The organism is Ruegeria sp. (genome assembly GCF_965221235.1).
In the GTDB taxonomy this organism is placed as follows: domain Bacteria; phylum Pseudomonadota; class Alphaproteobacteria; order Rhodobacterales; family Rhodobacteraceae; genus Ruegeria.
Genome location: NZ_CBDCRS010000004.1, coordinates 2833269 through 2857688, shown reverse-complemented (window position 1 = coordinate 2857688; position 24420 = coordinate 2833269). Strand labels below are relative to the sequence as shown.

Sequence of the window (24420 nt, the reverse complement as noted above, 5' to 3'; positions counted from 1 at the left end):
TTATTCCACCTTCTGCTCGGCCAACGCCTTGTAGATTTCACGCCGAACCAGCTTGCGGACATTGCGGGTGATCCGTTCACCCAAAACGCCCTGAAGTTCTTCGCGGACGACCTGAGCGATCAGCGTGCGCAACGCCTCTTCATCCATGGACGTCGTCTGCGGTCGTGTCGCTACAGCCGGTTCGCTGGTGGGCGCAGTCTTGGGTGTTTCCTGCTCTGACGGGCGTTGCCCTCTTACAAAAGTGGCAACAGGGGCAGCTTCATCCTCGATCTCAGTGTCGCCTTTGACATCGACCAGATCGAATTCTTCCTCACCCGCCCAAGCCAGCGTCGCATTCGGCGTACCGGCATAGGCATCGTCGCTATCGCCATCGGGCTCCCACTGGTCTTCGGTCCGGGCAATGGCAGCCTCCAGCGCTTCGATCTTGGCGCTCAGACTTTTGATTGGGGTCTTTTCACGTTCCGGCGCGGCCATCTGTTCCGCAGCCGGTTCTGAATGGTCGACGATATCACAGGCGCGCAGAAGCATCGGTTTGACCGAATCCTCTGCCTGATAGGCATGAGCCTCGTCAGTTGGTGCAGGCTGTGCTTCGGGCGGCTGAGACTCGCCGACGCGCAGCGCATCGGTCAGAACCAATCGACCCGGTTTTCGAGACATTGTCGTCGACAGCAGGCTCGGGATTTTCCGATCCTCTTCGCTAACCAGACGTTTGATCGAGGACAACACGTCCTCGATACCCGCATTTACGACTTTATCCGTCATTGTTCTCTACCGCTCTATCCTTGAGACAGAGTGTAGCCAAACAAAGCGAACCTCACAACAGGTAGTATTGGCCCTTAGTCGCGGCGCAACGCTTTGAGGACGCGATCCAGATCCCTGCTCTGCCGGCTGACCTGTGCCGGTGCTTTCTTGACCAGGTTGTAATAGAGGGTCGGATCATAGATCTGCACCGCCAGCCCCAGACGTTCGGCTGTCAGCAAACCCTGCGCCTGCAAAAGCTGATACGCCGCGCGAGACCGTTCAACGCGCGAACCAACTTCGGCCAACTGCGCGTCCAGCAAGTCCTGCTGAGCATTCAAAACATCCAGCGTTGTACGGGCACCAAGGGTCGCTTCCTCACGGATACCGTCGAACGCAACCTGTGACGCCCGGACCCGCTCGGTCGAAGCCCGAAGGCTGGCCGATGCCGCCTGGAATCCCGCATAAGCATCCACCACGCCCTGGGTGATATCCTTTTGCACGTTCAGCAGATTGGCACGCGAGGCGTCCCGTGTGGCCATTGCCCGACGAACGCTCGCCGCCAGTCGACCACCGGCATAAATCGGCTGATTGAAGGTCAGAGCGATGCCTGCATCCTCAAGACTGTCGCTGTTGTCGTAGCTTTCGGTGATTCCGGCATCGGCGCTCAGGCCGACATTCGGCCCCAGATTCGCGCGCTGCTGCTGAACGACCAGATCAAGCGCACGCACCTGATGCTGCGCAGACTGAATCGCCGGATGGTTTCGCTGAGCAAGGCTGACAGCCTCGGATTCAGAGCGCGGCAGGTTGGGCAGGCTTGGCTGGCCCGCTGTCCGGCCCGGCGCGTTCCCGACCGCGTTCACATATTCGGCCTGCGCCTGCGACAGGAATCCACGCTCTACCGCGAGATCGGCTTGCGAGCTGGCCAATTGCGCCTCGGACAGTGCAACGTCCGTTCGCGTTACTTCGCCCACTTCAAACCGGTCCTGTGAGGCACGCAATTCTTCGGCGGACACATCGACGTTGTTCTGCCGAATCTGAACCGCCTCTTCCTGCAAGAGCACGTCCAGATAGGCGTTTGCGGCCCGGAATAGCACCGCTTGCTCGACATCCAGCAGCGTCTGCCGCGTGGCCAACACCGTTTCCTGCGCCGATTGCTTGCCCAGCACCGAGAATCCGCCATCGTAGATCAATTGGCTCAGAGTGAGGCCAGTGAAAAAGTTGGTTGGTTCGTTTCTGGTGACACCCAGACTGGTTGATGAGCGGGTGTAATCCTGACTGACCGAAGCCGTCCAGTTGATGATCGGACGCAGCGCTGACAGCGCGATGGCGACGTCTTCGTCCGCCGCACGCAGCAACGCCCTGTTCTGCTCCAGCAGGCCGCTTGTATTGTAGGCCCCGATGAACGCATCGGTCAGGTTATCCGCCCACACCGCACGTCCCGGCACGGCACTCAGGGCGATTCCCGCCGTCAGTGCCAACGCCTTCATAATCCCCCGCCCCGAAGATGCACGCATAACGAAATCCTTCTCAAATCAAAATTACGCTGCCCTGAGCGTAGTTTGCGCGGATATGTTCAACTAATCAAGGCAACTGAATAATATGCCTGAGAACTATAGCGAAAATGCACACTCGGCGCAAAATGCCTGTAAAACCGGGGCGTTGGCGTTAAAGGCATGACGCCACGTCACGCGGTCGCCGGACTTATGGCCAATGCGAACGGTCCCAAGCTCACCTTCAACGAACAGACAGGCGATGCGCCCGTGATCCTTGAGCTGGTCGGTCAAAGCCTGTGGCACCTGCTCAACCCCACCCTGAATCATGATGACATCATAGGGGCCATGCTCGTTGGCGCCGTCTGCCAGCGGACCGACATGCACGATTGCGTTGTCGGCATCAGCTTCGGACAGAGTCGTCTGCGCCTCGGTGGCCAGATCTTCGTCCTCTTCAACCGCTACAACCAACTGCGCCATACGGGCCGCAACAGCAGTGGAATATCCCAGCGCGGGGGCGATATCCAAAACCACCTCATCATTCGAGATGTTCAGCGCATCCAGCATCTTGGCCAGCGTCCGCGGCTCAAGCATGCAGCGCCCGTTGCCCAGATCTATTATCCCTTCGGCATAGGCCGCTTCGCGCTGTGCATTCGGCACGAAATTCTCACGCTTCACGGTCAGCATTGCGTCAATGATTGGGAATTTCGTGACGTCTGAGGGCCGGACCTGCGTATCAACCATGGTGCGGCGCCGGGTTGCGAAATCAGTCATTGGATCGCTCATGTTAGTGCCAAGGATGACCGGCTTGTGCCACATCCTGACGAAACCGGCAACGGCCTGACACCGAAAGTTTTGCCTGATCGCAGCAAGTTGCTCAGGCAGACAACGATGAGCGTCAGATTTTTGCGTCCAACCCACTGGACGCCCCAGACGAAAGGTGCTAAAACGCCTGCCACACCACGGCAAGTATTTGATTTTACTTGAAAAGGCGAGTTGGCGGAGTGGTGACGCAGCGGATTGCAAATCCGTGTACACCGGTTCGATTCCGGTACTCGCCTCCACTCTTCAAATCACGACGCATTTGCCTGACGCTCCAATATCGCGTCATTCGGCCTCACGTCCTTGTGGGATGACCTCATAGCCCGGTTCTTCCGGCTCATCGTCCAGCATCTCGGGCGGGAAGCCGGGGGCGGTGATGTCCAGCCCGGTCGCGTCTTCCAAACGCTTGATAATATTAGGAGACAACTCTCGGTCACCATAGCGCGCGATGCCGTCTTCGAAGATGCCAATCATAACCGGATTGATCTCAAGCGGGACACCGGCGCGGTCGGCGACGTCCTGAAACAGGCCAATATCCTTCTTCACCAGATCCATCGTAAAGGAAATGTCGCGTGATCCGTTCAGTATGACCTGGCTCTCGGTCTCATGGACAAATGACGTGCCCGAGGAAATCTTGATCGCCTCATAGGTCGTGTTCAGATCCATACCCGCCGCCTTGGCCGTCACCAGCGCTTCGGCACAGGTAATCAGGTTGGCCGTGGCCAGATAATTCGTCATCACCTTCAATACCGACGCCGTTCCCAATTCCCCTGTGTGCAGCACGCGTCGCCCCATCGTGGTGAGAAATGGCAAAATCCGGTCGAACGTCTCACGATCACAGCCCGCGAAGATCGAGATGTTACCTGTCGCTGCCCGATGGCACCCGCCAGAGACCGGGCAGTCGACAGCCGCACCCCCACGCTCGATTACCATAGCGCCAAGGCGTTTGACTTCGGCTTCGTCAGTGGTCGACATTTCCATCCAGATTTTGCCCGGTCCGACCTCGGGCAGCATCTCTTGCATCACCGCGTCCGAGGCTGCGGGCGATGGCAAACAGGTGATGACCGCATCGCAATCCCGCATCATTTGTACCGGGCTATCCGCGGCTGTGGCCCCTTGCGCCACGAAGTCAGCCACCAGATCGGGGTTCAGATCATGAACCGTTAGGTCAATGCCGTTTCGCAACAGCGAGCCCGAGAGTTTGCCGCCGACATTCCCCAAACCGATAAATCCGACTTTCATATCTTCCTCCTGACGGTCGCATTTTGCCTGAGTATCTGTGTTGCCCAGCGGAAACGAAAATGAATAATATGGATCGTTATAGTCAAAAAATTTTGGTGATAAATGGACCGCCTTCCAAACCCCTCGTGGTTGCGCAGCTTTGAGTCGGCCGCGCGGCATCTGAATTTCACCACGGCTGCGCGCGAGCTTGGCCTGACTCAGACGGCGGTCTCGCTGCATATCCGCTCGCTTGAGGCCGATTTGGGGGAAAGGCTATTCACGCGGAACGCCCGACGGTTGGAACTGACCGAACTTGGGCAGTCATATTCCCTGACCGTGCGGCGTGCATTGGCCGATATCGCTCTGTCCACCAACAGCCTGTTCGGCCCCGCATCGCGCCAGACCCTGACGATCCGAGCGGCGATTTCGACCGCAACTTATTGGATCGCAGCGGAACTGCCTGACTTTTCAGCTCAACACCCGGATATCCCGGTGCGACTGATCTCGCATATTTGGAACGACAGTGTCGCCCCCGGTGATGTGGATGTGGAAATCCGGCTGGGGTATGGCGACTGGCCCGGAGTGAGGTCCGAAAAGTTGACCGACGAAAAGCTGGTTCCGGTTTGCCGCGCCGGTTACGGCTCTGCGAACCTGAACAGCATGACAACAGGCGCGCTTATTCACATCCTTGGGTACGAGGACAACTGGGCGCGATATTTTCTAGCCAACGACATGGCGCCTCCGGATAAGCCGCCCTGCCATTCGGTCGACACCTCGGTAGCCGCGCTACAGCTTGTGATGGCGGGCGCTGGTTATGTGACGATCCTCGAACGCTTTGCCAAAAACGCGATCCAACAAGGCGCGCCGATTGAAATCGCAGGCCCTGCGATTCCCTTTGCGCAATCGCATTACCTGATCAGCGCTCAGGGGGCCGATCACCCAACCGCTGCTGCGGGGCTGTTTTGCGCTTGGCTAAAGGAACGGCTGGCGTCGGATGCCGTTGTTTGACTTGGGCTGGTCGCTTTTCTGACCTGAACGATTTCGCCTTGCGTCTCGTGCTTGACAAGCCCCCTGCCCGTGCCGCATGTCCCTTGCGTTGGTGTCCATCACGCGATGGATGAAAAGGGAATGCGTCAACGGATCTTCCGCCAAACGCAGCCGCCCCCGCGACCGTGACCGGAGAGGGTGCCCAAAGCCACTGGCCTGCAAGGCCGGGAAGGCGGGACATCCGACAGGGCAAACGCTCTGACATCCGCAAGCCGGGAGACCTGCCAGCGCCCGAAACAACAAACCGGACGGGGTGTTCCGGTGTCGGGTCCATGTGCAGACGTGGCCCGCATGAAACCCCGTCCCCCGAAAAGAGGATTTGGGGGGATGAGAGACATGACCGAGACCGCACCCGTCGAGCTGCTGGTCTGCACCACTTGCCGCCGTGGCTTGCCCATTGAGGATGACGCGCAACGGCCGGGTACCTTGTTACACAAAGCGTTGGAACAGGCGGAATTGCCCAAGGGCATCACCCTGAAAGCCGTCGAATGTCTGTCGAACTGCGATCAGGGCTGCTCCATCGTGCTGCGCGGCGGCCCGGATCGTTGGACCTTTGTCTACGAGAACCTGAACGAGGTTGATCATGTCGACGTTATTGTCGACGGCGCGACCAAATATCTGGCCACCGAAGATGGCTTGGTCAAATGGCGCGAGCGCCCCGAACACTTCCGCAAAAACTGCGCCTCGCGCATTCCCCCGATTGGAGCCTGAGATCATGTCGAACCTTGAAAAACTCCCCGTCACTGTGATCACCGGCTTTCTGGGCTCGGGCAAGACCACGCTGGTCAAGCATCTGATGCAGAACCCGCAGGGCAAACGTTTGGCCGTTGTGGTTAACGAATTCGGCGATGTGGGCGTTGATGGCGATATCCTGAAATCGTGCGCCATCCCGGATTGCCCGACTGAAAACATCATGGAACTGGCCAATGGCTGCATTTGCTGCACCGTGGCCGATGATTTCATCCCGACCATCGAGGCTCTGATGGCGCTGGAACCGCGCCCCGAACATATTCTGATAGAAACCTCGGGCCTGGCGCTGCCGAAACCGCTGCTGAAGGCGTTCGACTGGCCGGATATTCGTTCGAAGATTACTGTGGACGGTGTGATCGCTTTGGCCGATGCCGAGGCCGTGGCCGCCGGTCGTTTTGCGCCGAATGTCGAGGCCGTAGATGCACAGCGTCTGGCCGATGACTCAATTGATCACGAAACACCACTGTCCGAGGTGTTCGAAGATCAGATTTCCTGCGCCGATATCATCCTGCTAACCAAGCCCGATCTGGCTGGTCCCGAAGGCATCGCCAAGGCGAAAGAGGTCATCGCCGCCGAAGCCCCTCGCCCCCTGCCCGTAGTCGAGGTTGCCGAAGGTGTCGTGGACGTGCGCGTCGTGCTGGGCCTTGAGGCCGCGGCCGAGGATGACATGGACGCGCGTCCGTCGCACCACGACGGCCACCACGATCACGAGCATGACGATTTCGAGAGCATCATCGTTGAGCTGCCGGAACAGATCGACCCCGCCGATCTGGTTGCCAAGATCGAACGTCTTGCGACCGAACTGAACATCCTCCGCGTCAAAGGCTATGCCGCCGTTCAAGGCAAGCCGATGCGCCTGCTGGTTCAAGCCGTTGGCGCCCGCGTGCGTCACCAATACGACCGCCCGTGGGAACCCGGTGAAGAGCGCCGCTCGCGACTGGTGGTCATTGCCGAGCACGACGACATCAAAGAGGCCGAGATCCGCGAGATCCTCGCAGGTGTGACCGAGGCCGCCGAGTAACCCATGCACGTCGTCTTCCGCGAAAGCCACGGGCTCGAAGAGACCGAGACCCCAACCGATCTGGGCCAGAGCCCGGCGGATCTGGTGGTGCTGTCTTTCTCGGACAGTGACCTTGGCGCTTTCGCGGCGGGCTGGCATCGTGGTGGCGGTCCCGAAGGTCGGATGCCGACATTGCGACTGGCCAACCTGACGGCGCTCAAACATCCACTGTCCGTCGACACCTATGTCGAGCAGACGCTGGAGGGCGCGAAAGGCATTCTGATCCGTCTGATCGGTGGCGTCCCTTACTGGTCCTACGGCTTGCAGCAGGTTCTTTCGCTGGCGCAGGCCAAAGGCATTGCACTTGCCGTCCTACCCGCCGATGGGCGCGAGGATACGCGGCTGGACGAGTATTCCACCCTGCCCGTCTCGACACTGCGGCGTCTGGCGCATCTGTGTGACACCGGCGGCGAGGTTGCGGCACAGGCAGCTTTGGCACAAATGGCGCTCGCAGCGGGTCTTTATGCCGGGCCGGTGATGGGAGCAAAAACCATCCCAGACTGCGGCGCATGGTGCCCGGATCGGGGTGTGATCCCTGCGGATACCGCGTTCACGGGCGACGCAAAGCGCATTCTGGTCACTTTCTACCGCGCCTATCTGACGTCTGCCGACACAGCCCCGGTCGCGGCCCTGATCCGCAGCCTGCGTGCCCGAGGGTTTGAGGCGGTGGGCCTTTTCGCCCCCTCCCTCAAAGCCCCAGTCGCTGCCAAATGGCTGAGTGAGAACGTTGTGGCACTGGCCCCATCTGCGATCATCAACGCCACCTCGTTCTCTGGCAAAGGCGCGTCAGGCACCTCCCCGTTGGACGCCGCCAACGTGCCGGTGTTTCAGGTGGCGCTGGCCACCTCACGCCGCAAAGCGTGGGCCGAGGCGGAACGCGGTCTGTCCCCTGCCGACCTTGCCATGCATGTGGTGCTGCCCGAGGTGGACGGGCGGATTTCGGCGGGCATTGCCTCGTTCAAAGAACCCGGCAAGCGCGATCCGCATCTGGAATACTCCCGCTTTGCCCATCGGGCCGAGCCTGAACGGATCGAAGCGATCATCGACCGCGTTAACGGCTGGTTGGCCCTGCACGACAAGCCGAAGGCAGACCAAATTCCGGCGCTGGTCTTGTCGACCTATCCCGGTAAAGACTGGCAAATGGCCCATGCAGTGGGTCTGGATGCCCTTGCCTCGGCCGAGGCAATGCTGTCGGACCTGCAAGGTGAAGGATACGATACAGCGCCCGCAGAACCAATTGCAGAGACACTGTTGGATGCACGCATTTCGTGGTCATTGGACGAATACAAAACCGCGCTGAACGAATTGCCCGAAACACTTCGCAGTGACCTGCAAACCGTCTGGGGCAAACCCGAAGACGACCCGACCTTCTCAGATGGGGCCTTTCATTTCACCGCGCTGCGCCGGGGTAAGGCTCTGGTCGCATTGCAACCGGAACGCGGCACCCCCGAGCTGCGGGATGACGACTATCACGACCTGTCGCGCACGCCGCGCCACAGCTATGTCGCCTTTTACCTCTGGCTGCGAAAGGGCCTCGGTGCGGACGCGCTGATCCATATCGGCGCGCATGGCACGCTGGAATGGCTACCCGGCAAGTCCGTCGCTCTCTCCGCCGAGTGCTGGCCCGAAGCGCTGATCCGCGACTTGCCCGTGATCTACCCCTTCATCGTTAACGACCCCGGCGAGGCCGCACAAGCCAAGCGCCGGATCGGAGCCGTCACGTTGGGCCATATCCCGCCGCCGATGAAAGAGAGCGGTACGCCGGATCGGATGGTGCGGCTGGAATCACTGCTCGACGAGTTCTCGAACGCCGACGGGCTGGACCCCAAGCGCCGCGACCGGCTGCAAGAGGATATACGCGACGAGGCGCAGGCCATTGGTTTGGAAAACGATCTGGGCCTCGACCAAGCCACCTGCACCGCCGAGGCGATCACCCGCATCGACCGTTTTGTCTGCGACATTAAGGAAAGCCAGTTCGGCGACGGGCTGCACATCTTTGGCCGCGCGCCCGAAGTTACAGGCAATTTCGATCCTGCGCCCTCGGCCCATGCCGAGCGCAGCGCTCTGATCGACGCGCTGGCCGGGAAGCGGATCGAGGCCGGCCCCTCTGGCTCGCCTTATCGTGGCCGCTCTGACGTACTACCGACCGGGCGGAACCTTTATACCACCGACCCCCGTTCGGTGCCGACCCGTGCAGCCTATACGCAGGGCGTGAAGCTGGCCGAGGAGCTGGTGCGTCGGCATCTGCAAGAGGAAGGCGATTACCCCAAGGGTCTGATCGTTGACCTCTGGGGCTCGGCCACGATGCGCACCGCCGGGGAAGAGTTCGCCATGGCGCTGCACCTGCTGGGCGTCAAACCGATCTGGGACAAGGGGTCTGAGCGGGTCTCGGGCATCGAGGTTCTGCCGATCACCGACCTTAGCCGCCCGCGTCTGGATGTGACTCTGCGGGTCTCGGGCCTGTTCCGCGATGTGTTCCCGACGCTGTCCGCACTCTATGGTCAGGCGGTTCGAGCACTGTCTGCAAGAGATGAGGCGACCGACTGGAACCCCTATGCCGGTCAGGCCCCCTCGGCCCGCGTCTTTGGCCCTGCCCCCGGCAGCTACGGCGTCAACATGACCCAACTGTCCGAGGTCTACACCGATGAAGCCCGCGCACAGGCGGGTAAAGCGTGGCTGGAGGCCAGCTCTTTCGCGTTAGAAGGCGAGCATATCGCGCAGGACAAGGACGGGATCACCCAGCGTGTCGCCAATGCCGACAGCTTTGTTCATTTGCAAGACCTGACCGAAACCGACCTGTTGCTGGCCAATGACTACGCCACGCATGAGGCCGGTTTTGCCGCGGCCAAGAAGATCACCGGCGGCACCGCGCAACTTTATCATTTGGACAATACCAACCCCGAAAACCCGCGCGCACGGACATTGCCCGAGGAAATCAGCCGCGTCGTCCATGCGCGCGCTGCCAATCCCGGCTGGATCGCCGGGATGCAGCGGCATGGGTTTCGAGGCGCTGCCGAGATCGCGGCAACGCTGGATCACATGGCCTCTTTCGCGCATCTGTCCGGCACGGTCGCACCACATCTGTTTGACCTCTACCACGATGCCACTTTGGGCGACGCCGAAGTCGAGGCCTTCCTGCAAGAGGCCAACCCCAAGGCGCATCAGGCCATGCAGGACCGGTTCCGCGCTTTGCTGGAAGCCGGGCTTTGGAACACCCGCCGGAACTCGATCCGCGCCGATCTGGAGGGGCTGGGGTGAGCGCCCCTGTCGTCCAAGGCTGGTGCCCCGGCGCGCATCGTCCGATGATGTCCGGCGACGGGCTGGTGGTGCGGGTGCGACCCCGGCTGGCGCGCCTCGACAAGGCACAGGCTTTGGGACTGTGCGCCTTGGCCGAGCGGTTTGGCAACGGCACCATCGACCTGACCAACCGGGCCAACCTGCAACTGCGCGGCATTCGCGAAGTTGACCATCAGCAATTACTTGCGGAACTTGCCGCGCTGGACCTACTGGACGCCGAACCGGGGATCGAAGTGCGGCGCAATATTCTGGTCTCACCGTTGTATGAACCAGGAGATCGGACTGCACGACTGGCGCAAGAACTGACCGACCGGCTTGGGGAACTCCCTGCTCTGCCTGCAAAATTCGGTTTTGCTATCGACACAGGGCCAACCCGGCTGTTGGTAGAGGATTCTGCCGATATCCGGCTGGAAACCGGTGTGGATGGACTGACCCTGCGCGCAGATGGATGCGAGACCGGGCGAGTTGTGACCGAAGGCGAAGCCATCAATCAGTTAGTTACGCTGGCGGGCTGGTTCGCGAAAAACCAAACCGCAGAAGCGCGCCGAATGGCGCGAGTTGTAGCCGAAAAAACCCTGCCACCCGAGTGGCAAGGCAGTGCCCCGGATGCTGCGGGTGACGCGCTGCAACCCAGGCCGTGCGCGTTGGGTGCGCTTTACGGCGCGGCCTTTGGACAGTTGCCTGCGAAAGGTCTTGCAAACCTGATCAAAGACACCGGCGCATCTGCCCTGCGCGTCACCCCTTGGCGACTGTTCCTGCTGGAAGGCGGGGCGGCGATACCCGCTCCGGCCTTTGTCACCGACGGCACCGACCCGCTGATGACCACTGACGCCTGCCCCGGCGCGCCGTTCTGCCCGCAGGCGCAGGTTGAAACCCGCCAAATTGCCCGCGCTCTGGCTCCGCGCGTCACCGGCAGCCTGCATGTCTCGGGATGCGGCAAAGGGTGCGCCCGCATGGGACCCGCGGATGTCACTTTGATCGGCAATGCCGGGCGATTTGATCTTGTCAAACGAGGCCGTGCAGGGGATGAGCCCTGCCAGCACGGCCTGACCGAAGAAACACTGATGAATATGGACTTCACCTGATGCCCTACACATACGAAACCGACGGTGCGGCGATCTATAAGGAAAGCTTTGCCACTATTCGGTCCGAGGCCAATTTGGACCGGTTCAACGCCGATGAGGAACAGGTCGCCGTCCGCATGATCCACGCTGCTGGCATGGTGGGGCTGGAAGAGTTCGTGCATTTCTCGGACGGGTTTGTATCTGCCGCGCGCACGGCATTGGAAAACGGAGCGCCGATCCTGTGCGATGCGCGCATGGTCAGCGAAGGTGTGACCCGGTTCCGCCTGCCCGCTGACAATGAGGTTATCTGCACTCTGCATGACGAGCGCGTACGCCCTCTGGCCGCCGAAATGAGCAACACCCGCTCCGCCGCCGCGCTGGAGCTGTGGCGGCCTCATCTGGAAGGCGCGCTGGTTGCGATCGGCAACGCGCCAACCGCACTGTTCCACTTATTGAACATGCTGGAAGACCCCGCCTGCCCGCGCCCTGCCGCCATCATTGGCTGCCCTGTGGGCTTTGTCGGCGCGGTCGAGTCCAAGGATGCCCTGTGGGAAGCGCAACCTGTGCCGGCCTGCATCGTCAAAGGCCGTCTGGGCGGCAGCGCCATCACCGTCGCCGCTGTCAACGCTATCGCGAGCCGCGCCGAATGAGCGCGGGCAAGATATATGGCGTGGGCCTCGGCCCTGGCGACCCCGACCTGATGAGTGTTCGGGCCGACCGCCTGCTGCGCAATGCGCGTCATGTGGCCTTTTTCCGCAAACCGGGCCGCAGCGGCCAGGCGCGCAAGATCGTCAACGGGATGATCCCCGGCGATGCGGTTGAATTCCCGATGGAATACCCCGTTACGACGGAAATTCCGCTGACCGATCCGCGTTACAATGAACTTCTGTCTGCATTTTATGAAGACTGCGCGGCACATCTGAAAACCCTGTCGGATCAGGGCGAGGATGTGGTGGTTCTGTGCGAAGGCGACCCGTTCTTCTACGGCTCTTTCATGCACCTTTACAGCCGGTTACGTGAAGAGGCTAATGTCGAAGTCGTGCCTGCCATAACCGGGATGTCCGGCGCATGGACCGCCACCGGCGACCCGATCACATGGGGCGATGACGTGCTGACCGTGCTGGTCGGCACCTTGCCTGAGGATGATCTGGCGCAGCGCATGGCGCAGACGGACGCGCTGGTGGTGATGAAAATCGGACGCAATATCGACAAAGTGAAACGGGCGCTGAAAACGGCTGGTCTTTATGACCGTGCGTGGATCGTTGAGTTCGCACAGATGCCCAACCAGACGGTGACAAAACTGTCCGAGGCCTGCGAGAAAGTGACCCCCTATTTCTCGATCATCATCGTGCATGGTCAGGGGCGACGCCCATGAGCGGTTGGGTCAAGATCGCAGGCCTTGGGCCGGGCAACGAAGACCTTGTGACTCCCGAAGTCTCTGCCGCACTGGCCGAGGCGACGGATATCGTGGGCTACATCCCCTACGTCGCGCGCGTGGCGGAACGCCCCGGCCTGACGCTTCACGCCAGCGACAACCGGGTTGAGATCGACCGGTCTCAGCACGCGCTCCAAATGGCGGCTGAGGGGAAACGTGTGGTCGTGGTGTCCTCGGGTGATCCGGGCGTTTTTGCCATGGCGGCAGCGGTGTTTGAAGCGCTGGAAAACGGCCCTTCCGAATGGCGCGATATACCCATCGACGTTCTGCCCGGTATCACCGCGATGCTTGCGGCATCCGCTCGAGCAGGCGCGCCGCTGGGGCATGATTTCTGCGCCATCAACCTCAGCGACAATCTCAAACCATGGTCCCTGATCGAAAAGCGCCTGCGTCTGGCGGCGCAAGGGGATTTTGCGATGGCGTTCTACAATCCGCGCTCGAAATCCCGCCCGGAAAGTTTTGTAAAAACTCTGGAAATCCTGCGTGAGGAATGCGAACCCGAGCGCCTGGTCCTGTTCGCCCGTGCAGTGTCGCGCGCGGATGAGGCGATCCGGATTTCAACGCTGGCCGAGGCGACGCCGGATATGGCCGACATGCAGACGGTGGTTATCGTGGGGTCCTCGCTGACACGTGTGATAGAACGGGACAGCACCCCGATCGTTTACACTCCGAGGTTCACGCCGGAATGAGCCAGCCAGTCCAGAACCTGTGCGACATTCGACAATTCGGTCCGCTGCGGCAGGGCCGGACGGTCGATCATCAGCACCGGCACGCCCAGCGCCCGCGCGGCGTCCAGCTTGGCGCGTGCTCCGGTGCCGCCTGCGTTCTTGGACACAACCAGCTCGGTACCGTGACGCTGCATCAGCGCCCGGTCGTCCGCCTCGGTAAACGGCCCACGTGCAACAACCACATCGCAATTTGGCAAGGGCAGAGCATCGGGTTCGTCCACCAATCGCAAAAGGTAGTGGTGTTGGGGTTGAGCCGCGAAGTCCTCAAGGTGCATCCGGCCAACGGCCAAAAAAACGCGCTGCGCCGGACCGGACAAGGCCGCCACCGCGCCCTCGACATCTGCAACATGCTGCCAGTGGTCGCCCTGCTGCGCCTCCCATTGCGGGCGGGTCAGCGCTGCCAATGGCACGCCCGCTTCGCGACTAGCGGCAACAGCATTGCGGCTCATCTGCGCGGCAAAGGGATGTGTGGCATCGACCACATGGGTAACTGCGTGATCACGCAGAAACCGCGCCAAAGCTTCCGCTCCGCCAAAGCCGCCAACACGCACCGGCAAAGGCTGCGGGCGCGGTTTGTCCACACGGCCAGCGTAAGAATAGGTCGCCGAGATACCTTGCTCGGCCACGGTTTTGGCCAACGCATTGGCCTCGGTCGTACCGCCAAGGATCAGGAGATGTGTCATGTCTGAGGCTCCGTGGCTGACCGTTCTGGGCTTGGGCGAAGATGGACTGGATGGCCTGCCCCCCGCAAGCCGTCAAGTGCTGGAACGCGCCGAAATTATAATGGGCCCGCCACGCCACCTGTCGCTGGTCCCCGAGACCAGCGCGCAGCGGGTGGAGTGGCCGGTACCCTTCGCTGACGGCTTGCCGATCCTGACCGGGTTCCGCGGTCGGCCAACTGTTGTTCTGGCCTCGGGCGATCCGTTCTGGTTCGGCGCGGGTTCCGTGATTGCGCGCAATTTCGAGGCCGGTGAATGGGCCGCCCTGCCCGGTCAGTCGACCTTTTCTCTGGCCGCCGCACGGTTGGGCTGGCCGCTCGAAAGCACGCTGACCTTCGGCCTGCACGCGGCCCCGCTGACGCGGCTGCGGCCACATCTGGCCGTCGGTTTGCACGCCATCCTGTTGCTACGCAATGGCGCGGCGGTGGCGGAACTGGCGACCTATCTGACCGAGACCGGCTTTGCCGACACCCGCCTGCATGTGATGGAGGCGCTCGGCGGCCCCCGCGAACGGTCGCGCAGCGTGTCCCTGACCGAAGCGCTGCTGGGCGGGTTCGACCACCCGGTTTGCGTCGGGCTTGAGGTTGCTGGTGCGGGCAGCGCCTTTCATAAGGCCTCGGGCAAGCCGGACGAGATTTTTGAAACCGATGGTCAGATCACCAAACGCCCAGTGCGGGCGCTGACCCTGTCCGCCTTGGCACCGCAAAGGGGCGACCATTTATGGGATATTGGCGGCGGCACCGGCTCGATCAGTATCGAATGGCTGATGTGCGATCCGACGCTGACGGCCACGTCTATCGAACCGCGAGAGGATCGGGCCGAGCGGATCCGGCGCAACGCCGATGCTCTGGGTCAGGACCGGCTGAACGTCATCCACGGCACCGCCCCGGATGCACTCAGCGGTCTTCCCTTTCCCGACGTCGTCTTCATCGGCGGCGGACTCAGCGCCAACCTGCTGGCTTGGCTGCGCGATGCTCTGCCAACAGGCACGCGACTGGTCGCCAACGCGGTGACGCTGGAAAGTGAGGCTCTGTTGGCGCAGTGGCACAATGAGTTGGGCGGAGACCTTCTGCGCATCGAACTGGCGCACGCTTCGGCACTTGGTCCTCGCCGCGGCTGGAAATCCGCCTACCCAGTCGTGCAGTGGAGCGTCACCCTATGATCGTTGCGGGTTTCGGATTTTCCTCGTCGGCCACAGCAGATAGCCTGCGCGCGGCGTTTGACCGGGCCAGTGCGGGTCAGACCGTGGACGCTCTGGCTACTGTGGCAGACAAAGAAGGCCACGCCGCCCTGACCGAATTCGCAGAAACAACCGCCCTGCCCCTGCATTTCATCGCACCCGCTGATCTGGCCGGGCAGCGTACCCTAACCTGCTCGACCCGCAGCCGCGCCACTTATGGCACCGGCAGCGTGGCCGAAGCATCCGCCCTTGCCGCCGCCGGGTCTGGCGCGCGGCTGGCTTCACCCAGACAGATTTCGGACGACCGGCTTGCCACCTGCGCCGTCGCCATCGGAGGACAAACATGACCGTTCATTTTATCGGCGCCGGACCGGGCGCCGCCGACCTGTTGACCCTGCGCGGGCGCGATATTATCGCGTCCTGCCCGGTGTGCCTCTATGCCGGATCGCTGGTTCCTGAGGAAATTCTCAGCCATTGCCCCGAGGGTGCGAAGGTCATCAACACCGCACCAATGGATCTGGATCAGATCATGGCTGAGATCGAGGCCGCGCATCAGGCCGGTCAGGATGTCGCACGGCTGCATTCCGGTGACTTGTCGGTTTGGTCGGCGATGGGCGAACAAATTCGTCGCCTGAAAGAGATGGGCATCCCGGTCAGCGTGACCCCTGGCGTGCCGTCCTTTGCCGCCGCGGCGGCGGCCTTGGAGACCGAACTGACCCTGCCCGGATTGGCGCAATCGGTGGTTCTTACCCGAACACCGGGTCGGGCGTCGTCAATGCCCGAAGGCGAGACGCTGGAGAATTTCGCGCGCACAGGGGCGACTTTGGCCATCCACCTGTCGATCGGCAATCTGGACAAGGTGATCGCCGATCTGACCCCCGCCTATGGGGCCTATTGCCCGGTCGCCGTGGTCTACCGTGCCAGTTGGCCGGATGAGCGGATTATCCGTGCGACATTGGCGACCCTGAAAGAGTCGTTGGACGAGAGCATCGCGCGCACGGCACTGATCATGGTCGGCCCGGCGCTGGCGGGTGAAGGATTCGACGAAAGCTGCCTGTATTCCAAGGATTACGACCGCCGGTATCGCCCGCAAAGCGCCGACAGCCCCTGGTCAAGCTGGAGCCACGGTGATGACTAACCCTCCGGGCCTTTTGGTTTCTGCACCCTCGTCGGGTACTGGGAAAACGACCGTCATGCTGGGCCTGTTGCGGGCGCTGGCCGAAGATGGGCTGACCGTGCAGCCGTTCAAAAGCGGACCTGATTATATCGACCCGGCCTTTCACCGGGCGGCGGCGGGGCGGTCCTCGTTCAATCTGGACAGTTGGGCGATGGGTGATCCGTTGCTCAGCGCGATTTCGGCGCAGGCCGAAGGTGCGGATATCGTGGTGGCCGAAGGGTCGATGGGGCTGTTTGATGGCGTTGCCAAGCCCGGAGAGCTGGGGCATGGCTCCAGCGCAGAAACCGCGCAGCGGATGGGCTGGCCGGTGGTGCTGGTACTGGATGTCGGTGGACAGGCGCAATCGGCGGCGGCCACGGCGCTGGGGTTCAAGATGTATAACCCCGACCTACCCTTTGCCGGCGTCATCCTGAACCGCTGCGCCAGTCCCCGGCACGAGCGGCTGACGCGTCTGGGCATGGAACGCGCGGGCCTGCCGGTTCTGGGCGTTCTGCCGCGACGCGGAGACCTGACCTTGCCCGAACGTCATCTGGGATTGATTCAGGCGGTCGAGCATCCCGATCTGGAAAGCGCCATCGTAGGCTACGCTGCGTTTCTGCGTGAGCATGTCGATCTGGAGGCGATCAAGCGGGCGGCTTCCTCAGGCCCCATTGGGCCATCGTCAGCCGCGCTGCCGCGCCCCCCTGCCCAGCGAATCGCGCTGGCCCGGGACGCCGCGTTTTCCTTCACCTACCCGCATTTGCTGGAAGGCTGGCGCGCGGCAGGTGCTGAGATTCTGCCGTTTTCGCCGCTGGCGGATGAGGCTCCGGCGGCGGATGCTGATCTGGTCTGGTTGCCGGGCGGGTATCCTGAGCTGCATGCGGGGACTCTGGCCGCCGCAGGGACCTTCCTAAACGGGTTGCGCAAGCATGCCGAGACCAAACCGGTGCATGGGGAGTGCGGCGGTTATATGGCCTTGGGTCAGGCGTTGGTCGACAAGGACGGCGTTCAGCACCAGATGGCTGGCTTGCTGGGGCTGGTGACGTCGTATGAGAAGCGCAAGTTCAACTTGGGTTATCGGCGGGCGGAATTGCTGGCGCCGATGCCGGGCTTTGCGGCGGAGACCGCGCTGCGGGGGCATGAGTTCCATTATTCCTCAATTGTCGAACAACCCGATGCGCCTCTGGCGCGGGTTTTTGATGCGGAAGGGGCCGAAGGTCCTCAGACCGGATCAGTACGCGGCAACGTCACCGGCACGTTCTTTCACTTGATCGCCGAGGCGTCGGCATGAGCGGCTTCGTGTCCTTCATCGGCTCCGGCCCCGGTGACCCGGAGTTGTTGACGCTGAAGGCCGTCGACCGGCTGCAAAAGGCTGATGCGGTACTATTCGATGACCTCAGCAGTGGGCCGATCCTGAGCCATGCGCGTGATGATGCCGATCTGGTAGGAGTTGGAAAACGCGCGGGGCGGCCTTCGCCCAAGCAGGACCACGTGAGCCGGTTGCTGGTGGATTACGCACAGACCGGGCAGCATGTGGTGCGACTGAAATCGGGCGATGGCGGTATGTTCGGGCGGCTCGAGGAAGAACTCGTCGCCCTGCGCGCGGCTGGTATCAACTACGAAATAATACCCGGCATCCCCTCTGCGGTTGCGGCGGCAGCGGCGGCAGGCATTCCACTGACACGGCGTCTGACCGCAAGGCGGGTGCAATTCGTCACCGGCCACGACGTCAGCGGCAAGTTGCCCGAGGACCTGAACCTGCCCGCACTGGCTGACCCGGATGCGACGACCGTTGTGTTCATGGGTAAGCGGACCTTCCCCTTGCTGGTTGAAACCCTCCACAAACACGGTTTGCCGCTGAAGACGCCCGCAATGATGGCCGAGTCCGTCTCGACACCGGATCAAAAGCTGCACCGTTCCACCATTGGCGCACTGTCCGAACATCTGAGCACCGAAATCGGAACGGCTCCGGCCCTGATCCTCTATGGCCCGTTGGCAGAGTTTGAAGATGTTTGACCTGACGCTCATCGGCATTGGAACCGGCAACCCGGATCACGTGACTTTTCAGGGCGCACAGGCGATCCGGGACGCGGACCTGATCCTGATCCCTCGCAAAGGCGAGAACAAGGCCGATTTGGCCGGGCTGCGGGAGGAGATCATTGCGACCGTCACCGACACACCGCCGCAAATCGCCTATTTCGACATTCCAAAACGCCGGGCTGACGATGGTTATCTGCGTGGCGTCGATGAATGGCACGACGCCATTGCTTTGCGCTGGCACGAGGCGATCTCGGACCATCCCGAAGCGCGCCACGTAGCGCTGCTGATCTGGGGGGATCCGTCGCTCTATGACAGTTCGCTGCGAATTGCATCCCGGTTGAATCCGCAACCGAAGACGCAGGTAATTCCCGGCATCACCGCTTTGCAGGCGCTGACTGCGGCTCATGCAATTCCGATCAATGATCTGGGTGCGCCTTACGTGGTCACGACCGGGCGGCGCATTCGGGATGAGGGTTGGCCCGTAAATGCCTCAAAAGTGGCGGTTATGCTGGATGGAGAATGCTCATTCCAGAGCCTTGAGATGGATCAGTATGACATCTGGTGGGGCGCTTATGTGGGCATGAAGCAGCAGCTTTTGATTCACGGCCCTCTGAACGAAGTGGCCGAGGAAATTCTGGCCAACCGGGCCAGATGTCGCGCCGCACATGGCTGGATCATGGACATTTACCTGCTGAAGAAGCGCAGGGTCTGACGTGAAATGTCGGTGCGCTGCCCTAGGTTTTCTGGCATCACTGACCCTTCACAATAAACGAGGCACCACCATGCGCGCGCTTTTGGGTTTTCTCTGTCTTCTGGCCCTGCCGGTCTGGGCGGAACCGCCTGAGGGTTGGGCGGAATATCCGACGGGAAAGAGCTTTGACGCGCTGGTCAAGGACACCCGGACTGCGGTCAAGGAAAACGGGCTGATCGTGGTCACGCAGGCCGGGCCAACTAAGGCGGCGGCGGCGCGCGGCATCACCATTCCCGGAAATCTGGTTATCGGGGCGTTCAACAACGACTATGCCGTTCGGGTTCTCGAGACCTCGGTCCACGCCATGATTGAGGCGCCGATCCGCTTTTACGTCACAGAAAACACCGACGGCACGGCCACCCTGTCCTACAAAACGCCCAGCTTTGTCTTCGCGCCTTATGCGGCGGAAGGCGGTGAAACTCTGCAAGAAATAGCGGCGGAACTTGACACAAAGTTTCAGGCAGTGGCGGAATCCGCCGTCAAATAGTCACACTGACGTGAACCTGCTTGCGTCCGGGCGCGTCCTCCGCAATCTCCTGTGCAACAAAAATTTCGGAGCATGATGATGCAGGACCTCCCCTTACGCGCGGCTGACCTTCTGGCGCAACGACTCTATGAGGCCGGGTGCCGCCACGCCTTTGGTATGCCGGGCGGTGAGGTTCTGACGCTGGTAGATGCGCTGGAACAGGCCGGGATCACGTTCCACCTGTGTAAACATGAAAACGCCGCCGGTTTTATGGCTGAGGCAGTGCATCACCGCGACGGCGCGCCTGCGATTCTGGTCGCAACTCTTGGTCCCGGCGCGATGAACGGGATCAACGTGGTTGCAAACGCCTTGCAGGACCGCGTGCCGATGATCGTACTGACCGGTTGCGTCGATGCCGACGAGGCGCTGACCTACACCCATCAGGTCATGGATCATGCGCAGGTTTATCGCTCGATCACCAAGGGTACCTTTACCCTGACGGCGCAAGGCGCAGATATTGTCGCTGACAAGGCTGTATCTCTGGCCAACCAGCCGCGCCCCGGTCCGGTTCATATCGACGTGCCGATCTCGGTCGCGGATACGCGCGTATCTGGTGTCAAACGCCGCCGCCTGACCAAACCCGCCGCCGTCGCGCCCGAAGGGAATTGCGTCGAAAAGGCCCGCCGTTGGGTGACCGAGGCGGAACGACCCATCGCGATTGTGGGTCTGGATGTGCTCTACGATGACTCGCGGAACGTCGTGCAGGCGTTTCTAGAGCATTTTAACATTCCGTTCGTCACTACTTACAAAGCCAAGGGCGTGGTACCCGAAGATCACCCCCTATGCCTTGGCGGCGCGGGGTTGTCTCCGCTGGCCGACAAACATCTGGTGCCGCTGGTCGAGCAATCCGATCTGGTTCTGTGTCTGGGTTACGACCCGATCGAAATGCGCCCCGGCTGGCGCGAGATCTGGGATCCCGAAGAAAAGCGCGTCATCGACATCTCGGCTGTGGTCAATGATCACTATATGCATCAAGCGGGCCTGAATTTGGTTGCCCATACCGGCGCAACGCTAGAGGCCATCGCCAAGGGCAACCCCGCGCGCGCGACCTGGCCGGGCGGTGAACCTGCCAAGGTCAAAGCCACACTGGCGCAGGCTTTCCCGAAAGACGACGAATGGGGACCGGCGGCTATCATCGCCGAAACCCGTTCTGCCCTGCCTCCTGAAACACTCGCTACCGCCGATAGCGGCGCGCACCGCATTCTGCTGAGCCAGATGTGGGATTGCCACGAAGAACGCGGGTTAATTCAATCCTCGGCGCTTTGTACGATGGGTTGCGCGGTGCCGATGGCCATCGGTTTGAAACTGGCCGAACCGGACCGCCCCGTCATCAGCTTTTCCGGCGATGCCGGGTTCCTGATGGTCGCCGGAGAGCTGTCAACTGCTGCCGAATTGGGTGGCAACCCGATCTTTCTGGTCTTTGTCGACGCCAGCCTCGCCCTGATCGAGCTGAAACAGCGCCAACGTCAGATGGGTAACATGGGCGTGGATTTCGACCGTCACGACTTTGCCGCCATGGGGCAAGCCTTTGGGGGCTATGGACATACCGTTCGAAACCGCGCAGAACTGCGGTCGGCGTTGGAGCAGGCTGTCAAGGCCGACCGCTTTACCGTCATCGCCGCAGAAATCGAGCGTGGAGGATATGATGGCCGCATCTGAAGGACCGCTGAAGGACGTCAAAGTTCTGGACCTTTCGCGTATTCTGGCCGGGCCAACCTGTACGCAATTGTTGGGTGATTTGGGGGCCACCGTCATCAAGATCGAAAACCCGGCCACCGGGGGCGATGACACGCGGCAATGGGGCCCTCCTTACGTCGAAGATGCTGAGGGTAACCGATCAGACCTGAGCGCCTATTTCATGTCGACGAACCGCAACAAAAAATCCGTGGCCATTGACATCGCAACGCCGGAAGGTCAGGCCGAAATCAAGCGGCTGGCCTCGCACGCGGATATCCTGATCGAGAATTTCAAACCCGGCGGTTTGGCAAAATACGGGTTGGATTATGCAAGCCTGTCGCAGGAATTTCCCGGCCTCGTTTATTGCTCGATCTCGGGCTATGGCCAGACCGGGCCGAATTCCTCGAAACCCGGCTATGATCTGATGGCGCAAGGGTATGGCGGGATTATGTCGCTGACCGGCGAAGCTGAGGGCGCGCCGATGAAGGTTGGCGTCGGCATCGCCGATGTCATGTGCGGCATGTATGCCTCGGTCGGGATTCTGGCCGCGCTGCGCCACCGGGACCTGACCGGCGAAGGCCAGCAGATTGATCTGGCCCTGGTCGATGCGCAGATCGCGTGGCTGATCAATGAGGGTGTAAATTACCTGACATCTGGCAAGGTGCCGCAGCGTCGTGGTAACGGGCATCCGAACATCGTGCCTTATGAGGTTTACGAGACCGCAGATGGCCATGTCATTCTGGCCGTTGGCAATGACGGTCAGTTCCGCCGCTATTGCGCGTTCATCAACCATCCCGAACTGGCTGAGGACCCGCGCTTTGCCACTAACCCGGCGCGTCTAGAACATCGCGACGCGCTGAACGAGGTACTGCGCCCGGCCATGCGGTCCCTCGACACGGCCACGGTGATTGCCGGGCTTGAAGAACGCAAAGTGCCGGTTGGTCCGGTGCGGACGCTGGATCAGGTTTTCGCCTCAGATCAGGTCGCCGCACGGCAGATGCAGATCGACATGCAGGCGGCGCCCGGAGAGGTGAAACTGATCGGGAATCCTCTGAAACTGTCGCGCACTCCGGTCACCTATCGCAGCGCTCCGCCCGAATTCGGGGCGGACACTCAGGCCGTTCTGAACGCGGAAAACCCATTCGAAGATTGAAACACTGTGCCCAATTCGGCGGCATGTTGCTGAAACATGCCGTTGAATCGGCGGTTTTTTTCACGTTTTACACACACAGCCTTTCACCAATTCGAGAGCAGCGGCGATACTGATACGACGCCGCCGAAGTCTCTGCTACATCGAATAATGTAGAAATTTGTAATCGGATCGGACCACACGCATGAAACAAGATGTTTTCGGACAGATGAACACCCTCAGCCATCCGGCGGGCGTCGAGGCGTGGAACGGTGTTCTGCTTGGGTTCATGGCGCACTCGGCCAGCACCCCGCAACATCTGGGCAAAGTGCTAGAGCTTGAGCCCGATTTTGCGCTGGGTCATGCGATCAAAGGTCTGTTCATGGTCCTGCTGGGACGGCGTGAGATGATCGCCGTCGCGGTCGATGCGCTGGCGACGGCCAATGCCGCAATGGAGCGGCAGCCGGTCTCGACCCGTGAAAAGCTGTATGTACAGGCGCTGGAAATGTATCTGGCCGATCTGCCCTCGCAAGCGATCCAAAAATTCGAGGAAATCCTGCGCAGCCATCCCGAAGACACGCTGGCTATGAAACTCAGCCACGCCACCCGGTTCGTGCTGGGTGATGCGGCCGGCATGCGCCGCTCGATTGAGCGGGTGATGCCTGCCTATGAGCCCGACCACGCAGGCCGTGGCTATCTGCTGGGCTGCCACTCTTTCGCGCTGGAGGAAACCGGTGCCTATGAAAAGGCCGAGATTGCCGGTCGGCAGGCGCTGTGGATGGTCTCGGACGACGCATGGGGCCTGCATGCGGTTGCCCACGTGCACGAGATGACGGGCAACGCGCAACTGGGTCTGGACTGGTTGGCCGGGCGCGAGGATGCGTGGACCCACTGTAACAACTTCCGTTATCACGTCTGGTGGCACAAAGCGCTGATGCACCTCGATCTGGGACAAGTCGATCAGGTGATGGAGCTTTATGACAACTACATCCGTCAGGATAAAACCGACGACTACCGCGACATCTCGAACGCGACCTCGCTGCTGTCGCGGCTTGAGCTGGAAGGCGTCAATGTCGGCAACCGCTGGGAAGAACTGGCTGACCTCAGCGCTGCGCGGACCGAGGATGGTTGCCTGATCTTTGCCGATCTACATTATCTGCTGGCCCTGACCGGCGACAACCGCGGCGACGCGACCAACAAAATGTTGCAGCGTATCCAAAAGGATGCGCAGCGTAATCAAGGTGACACCCCGATCCGCATGTCCGATCCGGGTGTTGCAGCGGCCAAAGGGCTTGAAGCTTTTGGCGAAGGCCTTTACGGCGAAGCCTTCGACTTTTTGTCGAACGCACGAGCAGGCATGCAACTGGCAGGTGGAAGCCACGCCCAACGTGATGTATTCGAGCGCATCACAATTGATTCCGGCCTGCGCGCAGGCCGTCTGGATGCGGTTGAGCGCATTCTGGACGACCGGCGCGCAAAACGAGCCGGGGGCGAGGACAATTACGCTCTGGCGCGCCGCGCATTGATTGACGCGGCCCGCGACAACGGAGACGCACAAAGCGTTCCGGCTGAATAACAAAACAAAAG

At 61.3% G+C, this 24420-nt stretch carries 23 protein-coding genes, 1 tRNA gene and 1 riboswitch; of the genes, 19 read left to right on the top strand and 5 right to left on the bottom strand.

The features are described 5' to 3' along the window. The 3 genes from ACOQOY_RS17555 to ACOQOY_RS17545 form a co-directional block, all read right to left on the bottom strand. A complete protein-coding gene (locus tag ACOQOY_RS17555) occupies positions 1-762 on the bottom strand; it encodes a hypothetical protein (protein WP_420586637.1) in 762 nt (253 codons plus the stop codon). A gap of 74 nt (positions 763-836) precedes the next feature. Then, positions 837-2255 (bottom strand): TolC family outer membrane protein, encoded by a 1419-nt coding sequence (locus ACOQOY_RS17550; RefSeq protein ID WP_420586636.1) that lies wholly within the window; start codon positions 2253-2255, stop codon positions 837-839. Between the two features lie 96 nt (positions 2256-2351). Beyond that, complete coding sequence (locus tag ACOQOY_RS17545) at positions 2352-3005, bottom strand: protein-L-isoaspartate O-methyltransferase family protein (protein WP_420586635.1); 654 nt, start codon at positions 3003-3005, stop codon at positions 2352-2354. A 216-nt stretch (positions 3006-3221) separates the two neighbouring features. On the opposite strand from ACOQOY_RS17545, the gene ACOQOY_RS17540 reads away from it, so the two are divergent. Further along, positions 3222-3295 (top strand) — tRNA-Cys (locus ACOQOY_RS17540). A gap of 43 nt (positions 3296-3338) precedes the next feature. Here the strand turns inward: ACOQOY_RS17540 and ACOQOY_RS17535 are convergent. Next, the gene (locus ACOQOY_RS17535) at positions 3339-4295 is read right to left on the bottom strand and encodes an NAD(P)-dependent oxidoreductase (protein ID WP_420586634.1); all 957 of its coding nucleotides are present in this window, start codon (positions 4293-4295) and stop codon (positions 3339-3341) included. A 102-nt stretch (positions 4296-4397) separates the two neighbouring features. On the opposite strand from ACOQOY_RS17535, the gene ACOQOY_RS17530 reads away from it, so the two are divergent. The 8 genes from ACOQOY_RS17530 to cobJ all read left to right on the top strand — a co-directional run bounded on the left by ACOQOY_RS17530 (position 4398) and on the right by cobJ (position 13616). Next, the gene (locus tag ACOQOY_RS17530) at positions 4398-5282 is read left to right on the top strand and encodes a LysR substrate-binding domain-containing protein (RefSeq protein WP_420586633.1); all 885 of its coding nucleotides are present in this window, start codon (positions 4398-4400) and stop codon (positions 5280-5282) included. Positions 5283-5354: 72 nt separating this feature from the next. Continuing rightward, positions 5355-5565, top strand: a riboswitch (cobalamin riboswitch). 92 nt (positions 5566-5657) lie between these two features. Continuing rightward, positions 5658-6032, top strand: a complete 375-nt coding sequence (locus ACOQOY_RS17525) for a DUF1636 family protein (RefSeq protein WP_420586632.1) — start codon at positions 5658-5660, stop codon at positions 6030-6032. Between the two features lie 4 nt (positions 6033-6036). Then, entirely contained in the window at positions 6037-7092 is a 1056-nt protein-coding gene (gene cobW / locus ACOQOY_RS17520; protein WP_420586631.1) for a cobalamin biosynthesis protein CobW, read from the top strand. A gap of 3 nt (positions 7093-7095) precedes the next feature. Next, positions 7096-10389: a cobaltochelatase subunit CobN gene (cobN, locus tag ACOQOY_RS17515; protein WP_420586630.1), complete on the top strand. Its 3294-nt coding sequence runs from the start codon at positions 7096-7098 to the stop codon at positions 10387-10389. Further along, the gene (gene cobG, locus ACOQOY_RS17510) at positions 10386-11513 is read left to right on the top strand and encodes a precorrin-3B synthase (RefSeq protein ID WP_420586629.1); all 1128 of its coding nucleotides are present in this window, start codon (positions 10386-10388) and stop codon (positions 11511-11513) included. The genes cobN and cobG overlap by 4 nt, the downstream gene beginning before the upstream one ends. Then, the gene (locus ACOQOY_RS17505) at positions 11513-12142 is read left to right on the top strand and encodes a precorrin-8X methylmutase (RefSeq protein ID WP_420586628.1); all 630 of its coding nucleotides are present in this window, start codon (positions 11513-11515) and stop codon (positions 12140-12142) included. Before cobG ends, ACOQOY_RS17505 begins: the two co-directional genes overlap by 1 nt. Continuing rightward, positions 12139-12867 carry a precorrin-2 C(20)-methyltransferase gene (locus ACOQOY_RS17500; protein WP_420586627.1) on the top strand — a complete coding sequence of 243 codons (729 nt, stop codon included), beginning with the start codon at positions 12139-12141 and terminating at the stop codon, positions 12865-12867. Before ACOQOY_RS17505 ends, ACOQOY_RS17500 begins: the two co-directional genes overlap by 4 nt. Further along, complete coding sequence (cobJ, locus tag ACOQOY_RS17495; protein ID WP_420586626.1) at positions 12864-13616, top strand: precorrin-3B C(17)-methyltransferase; 753 nt, start codon at positions 12864-12866, stop codon at positions 13614-13616. The genes ACOQOY_RS17500 and cobJ overlap by 4 nt, the downstream gene beginning before the upstream one ends. Here cobJ and ACOQOY_RS17490 read toward each other — a convergent pair. Continuing rightward, on the bottom strand, positions 13589-14338 hold the full coding sequence (locus ACOQOY_RS17490) for a cobalt-precorrin-6A reductase (RefSeq protein WP_420586625.1): 750 nt from the start codon (positions 14336-14338) through the stop codon (positions 13589-13591). The genes cobJ and ACOQOY_RS17490 overlap by 28 nt on opposite strands. Between ACOQOY_RS17490 and cbiE the strand changes: the two genes are divergently transcribed. From cbiE to ACOQOY_RS17440, 10 genes are all read left to right on the top strand, one after another. Further along, positions 14337-15536 (top strand): precorrin-6y C5,15-methyltransferase (decarboxylating) subunit CbiE, encoded by a 1200-nt coding sequence (cbiE, locus tag ACOQOY_RS17485; protein WP_420586624.1) that lies wholly within the window; start codon positions 14337-14339, stop codon positions 15534-15536. The genes ACOQOY_RS17490 and cbiE overlap by 2 nt on opposite strands. Continuing rightward, positions 15533-15901 (top strand): cobalamin biosynthesis protein, encoded by a 369-nt coding sequence (locus ACOQOY_RS17480; RefSeq protein ID WP_420586623.1) that lies wholly within the window; start codon positions 15533-15535, stop codon positions 15899-15901. The genes cbiE and ACOQOY_RS17480 overlap by 4 nt, the downstream gene beginning before the upstream one ends. Then, positions 15898-16692, top strand: coding sequence for a precorrin-4 C(11)-methyltransferase (cobM, locus tag ACOQOY_RS17475; RefSeq protein WP_420586622.1), 795 nt, complete (start codon positions 15898-15900; stop codon positions 16690-16692). The genes ACOQOY_RS17480 and cobM overlap by 4 nt, the downstream gene beginning before the upstream one ends. Continuing rightward, positions 16685-18001 (top strand): cobyrinate a,c-diamide synthase, encoded by a 1317-nt coding sequence (locus ACOQOY_RS17470; RefSeq protein ID WP_420586621.1) that lies wholly within the window; start codon positions 16685-16687, stop codon positions 17999-18001. The genes cobM and ACOQOY_RS17470 overlap by 8 nt, the downstream gene beginning before the upstream one ends. After that, positions 17998-18726, top strand: a complete 729-nt coding sequence (gene cobA, locus ACOQOY_RS17465) for a uroporphyrinogen-III C-methyltransferase (RefSeq protein WP_420586620.1) — start codon at positions 17998-18000, stop codon at positions 18724-18726. Before ACOQOY_RS17470 ends, cobA begins: the two co-directional genes overlap by 4 nt. Next, positions 18719-19462, top strand: a complete 744-nt coding sequence (cobF, locus tag ACOQOY_RS17460) for a precorrin-6A synthase (deacetylating) (protein ID WP_420586619.1) — start codon at positions 18719-18721, stop codon at positions 19460-19462. The genes cobA and cobF overlap by 8 nt, the downstream gene beginning before the upstream one ends. Positions 19463-19532: 70 nt before the next feature. Continuing rightward, complete coding sequence (locus ACOQOY_RS17455; RefSeq protein WP_420586618.1) at positions 19533-19988, top strand: DUF302 domain-containing protein; 456 nt, start codon at positions 19533-19535, stop codon at positions 19986-19988. Positions 19989-20066: 78 nt separating this feature from the next. Further along, the gene (locus ACOQOY_RS17450) at positions 20067-21686 is read left to right on the top strand and encodes a thiamine pyrophosphate-binding protein (protein ID WP_420586617.1); all 1620 of its coding nucleotides are present in this window, start codon (positions 20067-20069) and stop codon (positions 21684-21686) included. After that, complete coding sequence (locus tag ACOQOY_RS17445; RefSeq protein WP_420586616.1) at positions 21673-22857, top strand: CaiB/BaiF CoA transferase family protein; 1185 nt, start codon at positions 21673-21675, stop codon at positions 22855-22857. Before ACOQOY_RS17450 ends, ACOQOY_RS17445 begins: the two co-directional genes overlap by 14 nt. Positions 22858-23038: 181 nt before the next feature. Continuing rightward, positions 23039-24409: a tetratricopeptide repeat protein gene (locus ACOQOY_RS17440; RefSeq protein ID WP_420586615.1), complete on the top strand. Its 1371-nt coding sequence runs from the start codon at positions 23039-23041 to the stop codon at positions 24407-24409. Positions 24410-24420: the final 11 nt, after the last annotated feature.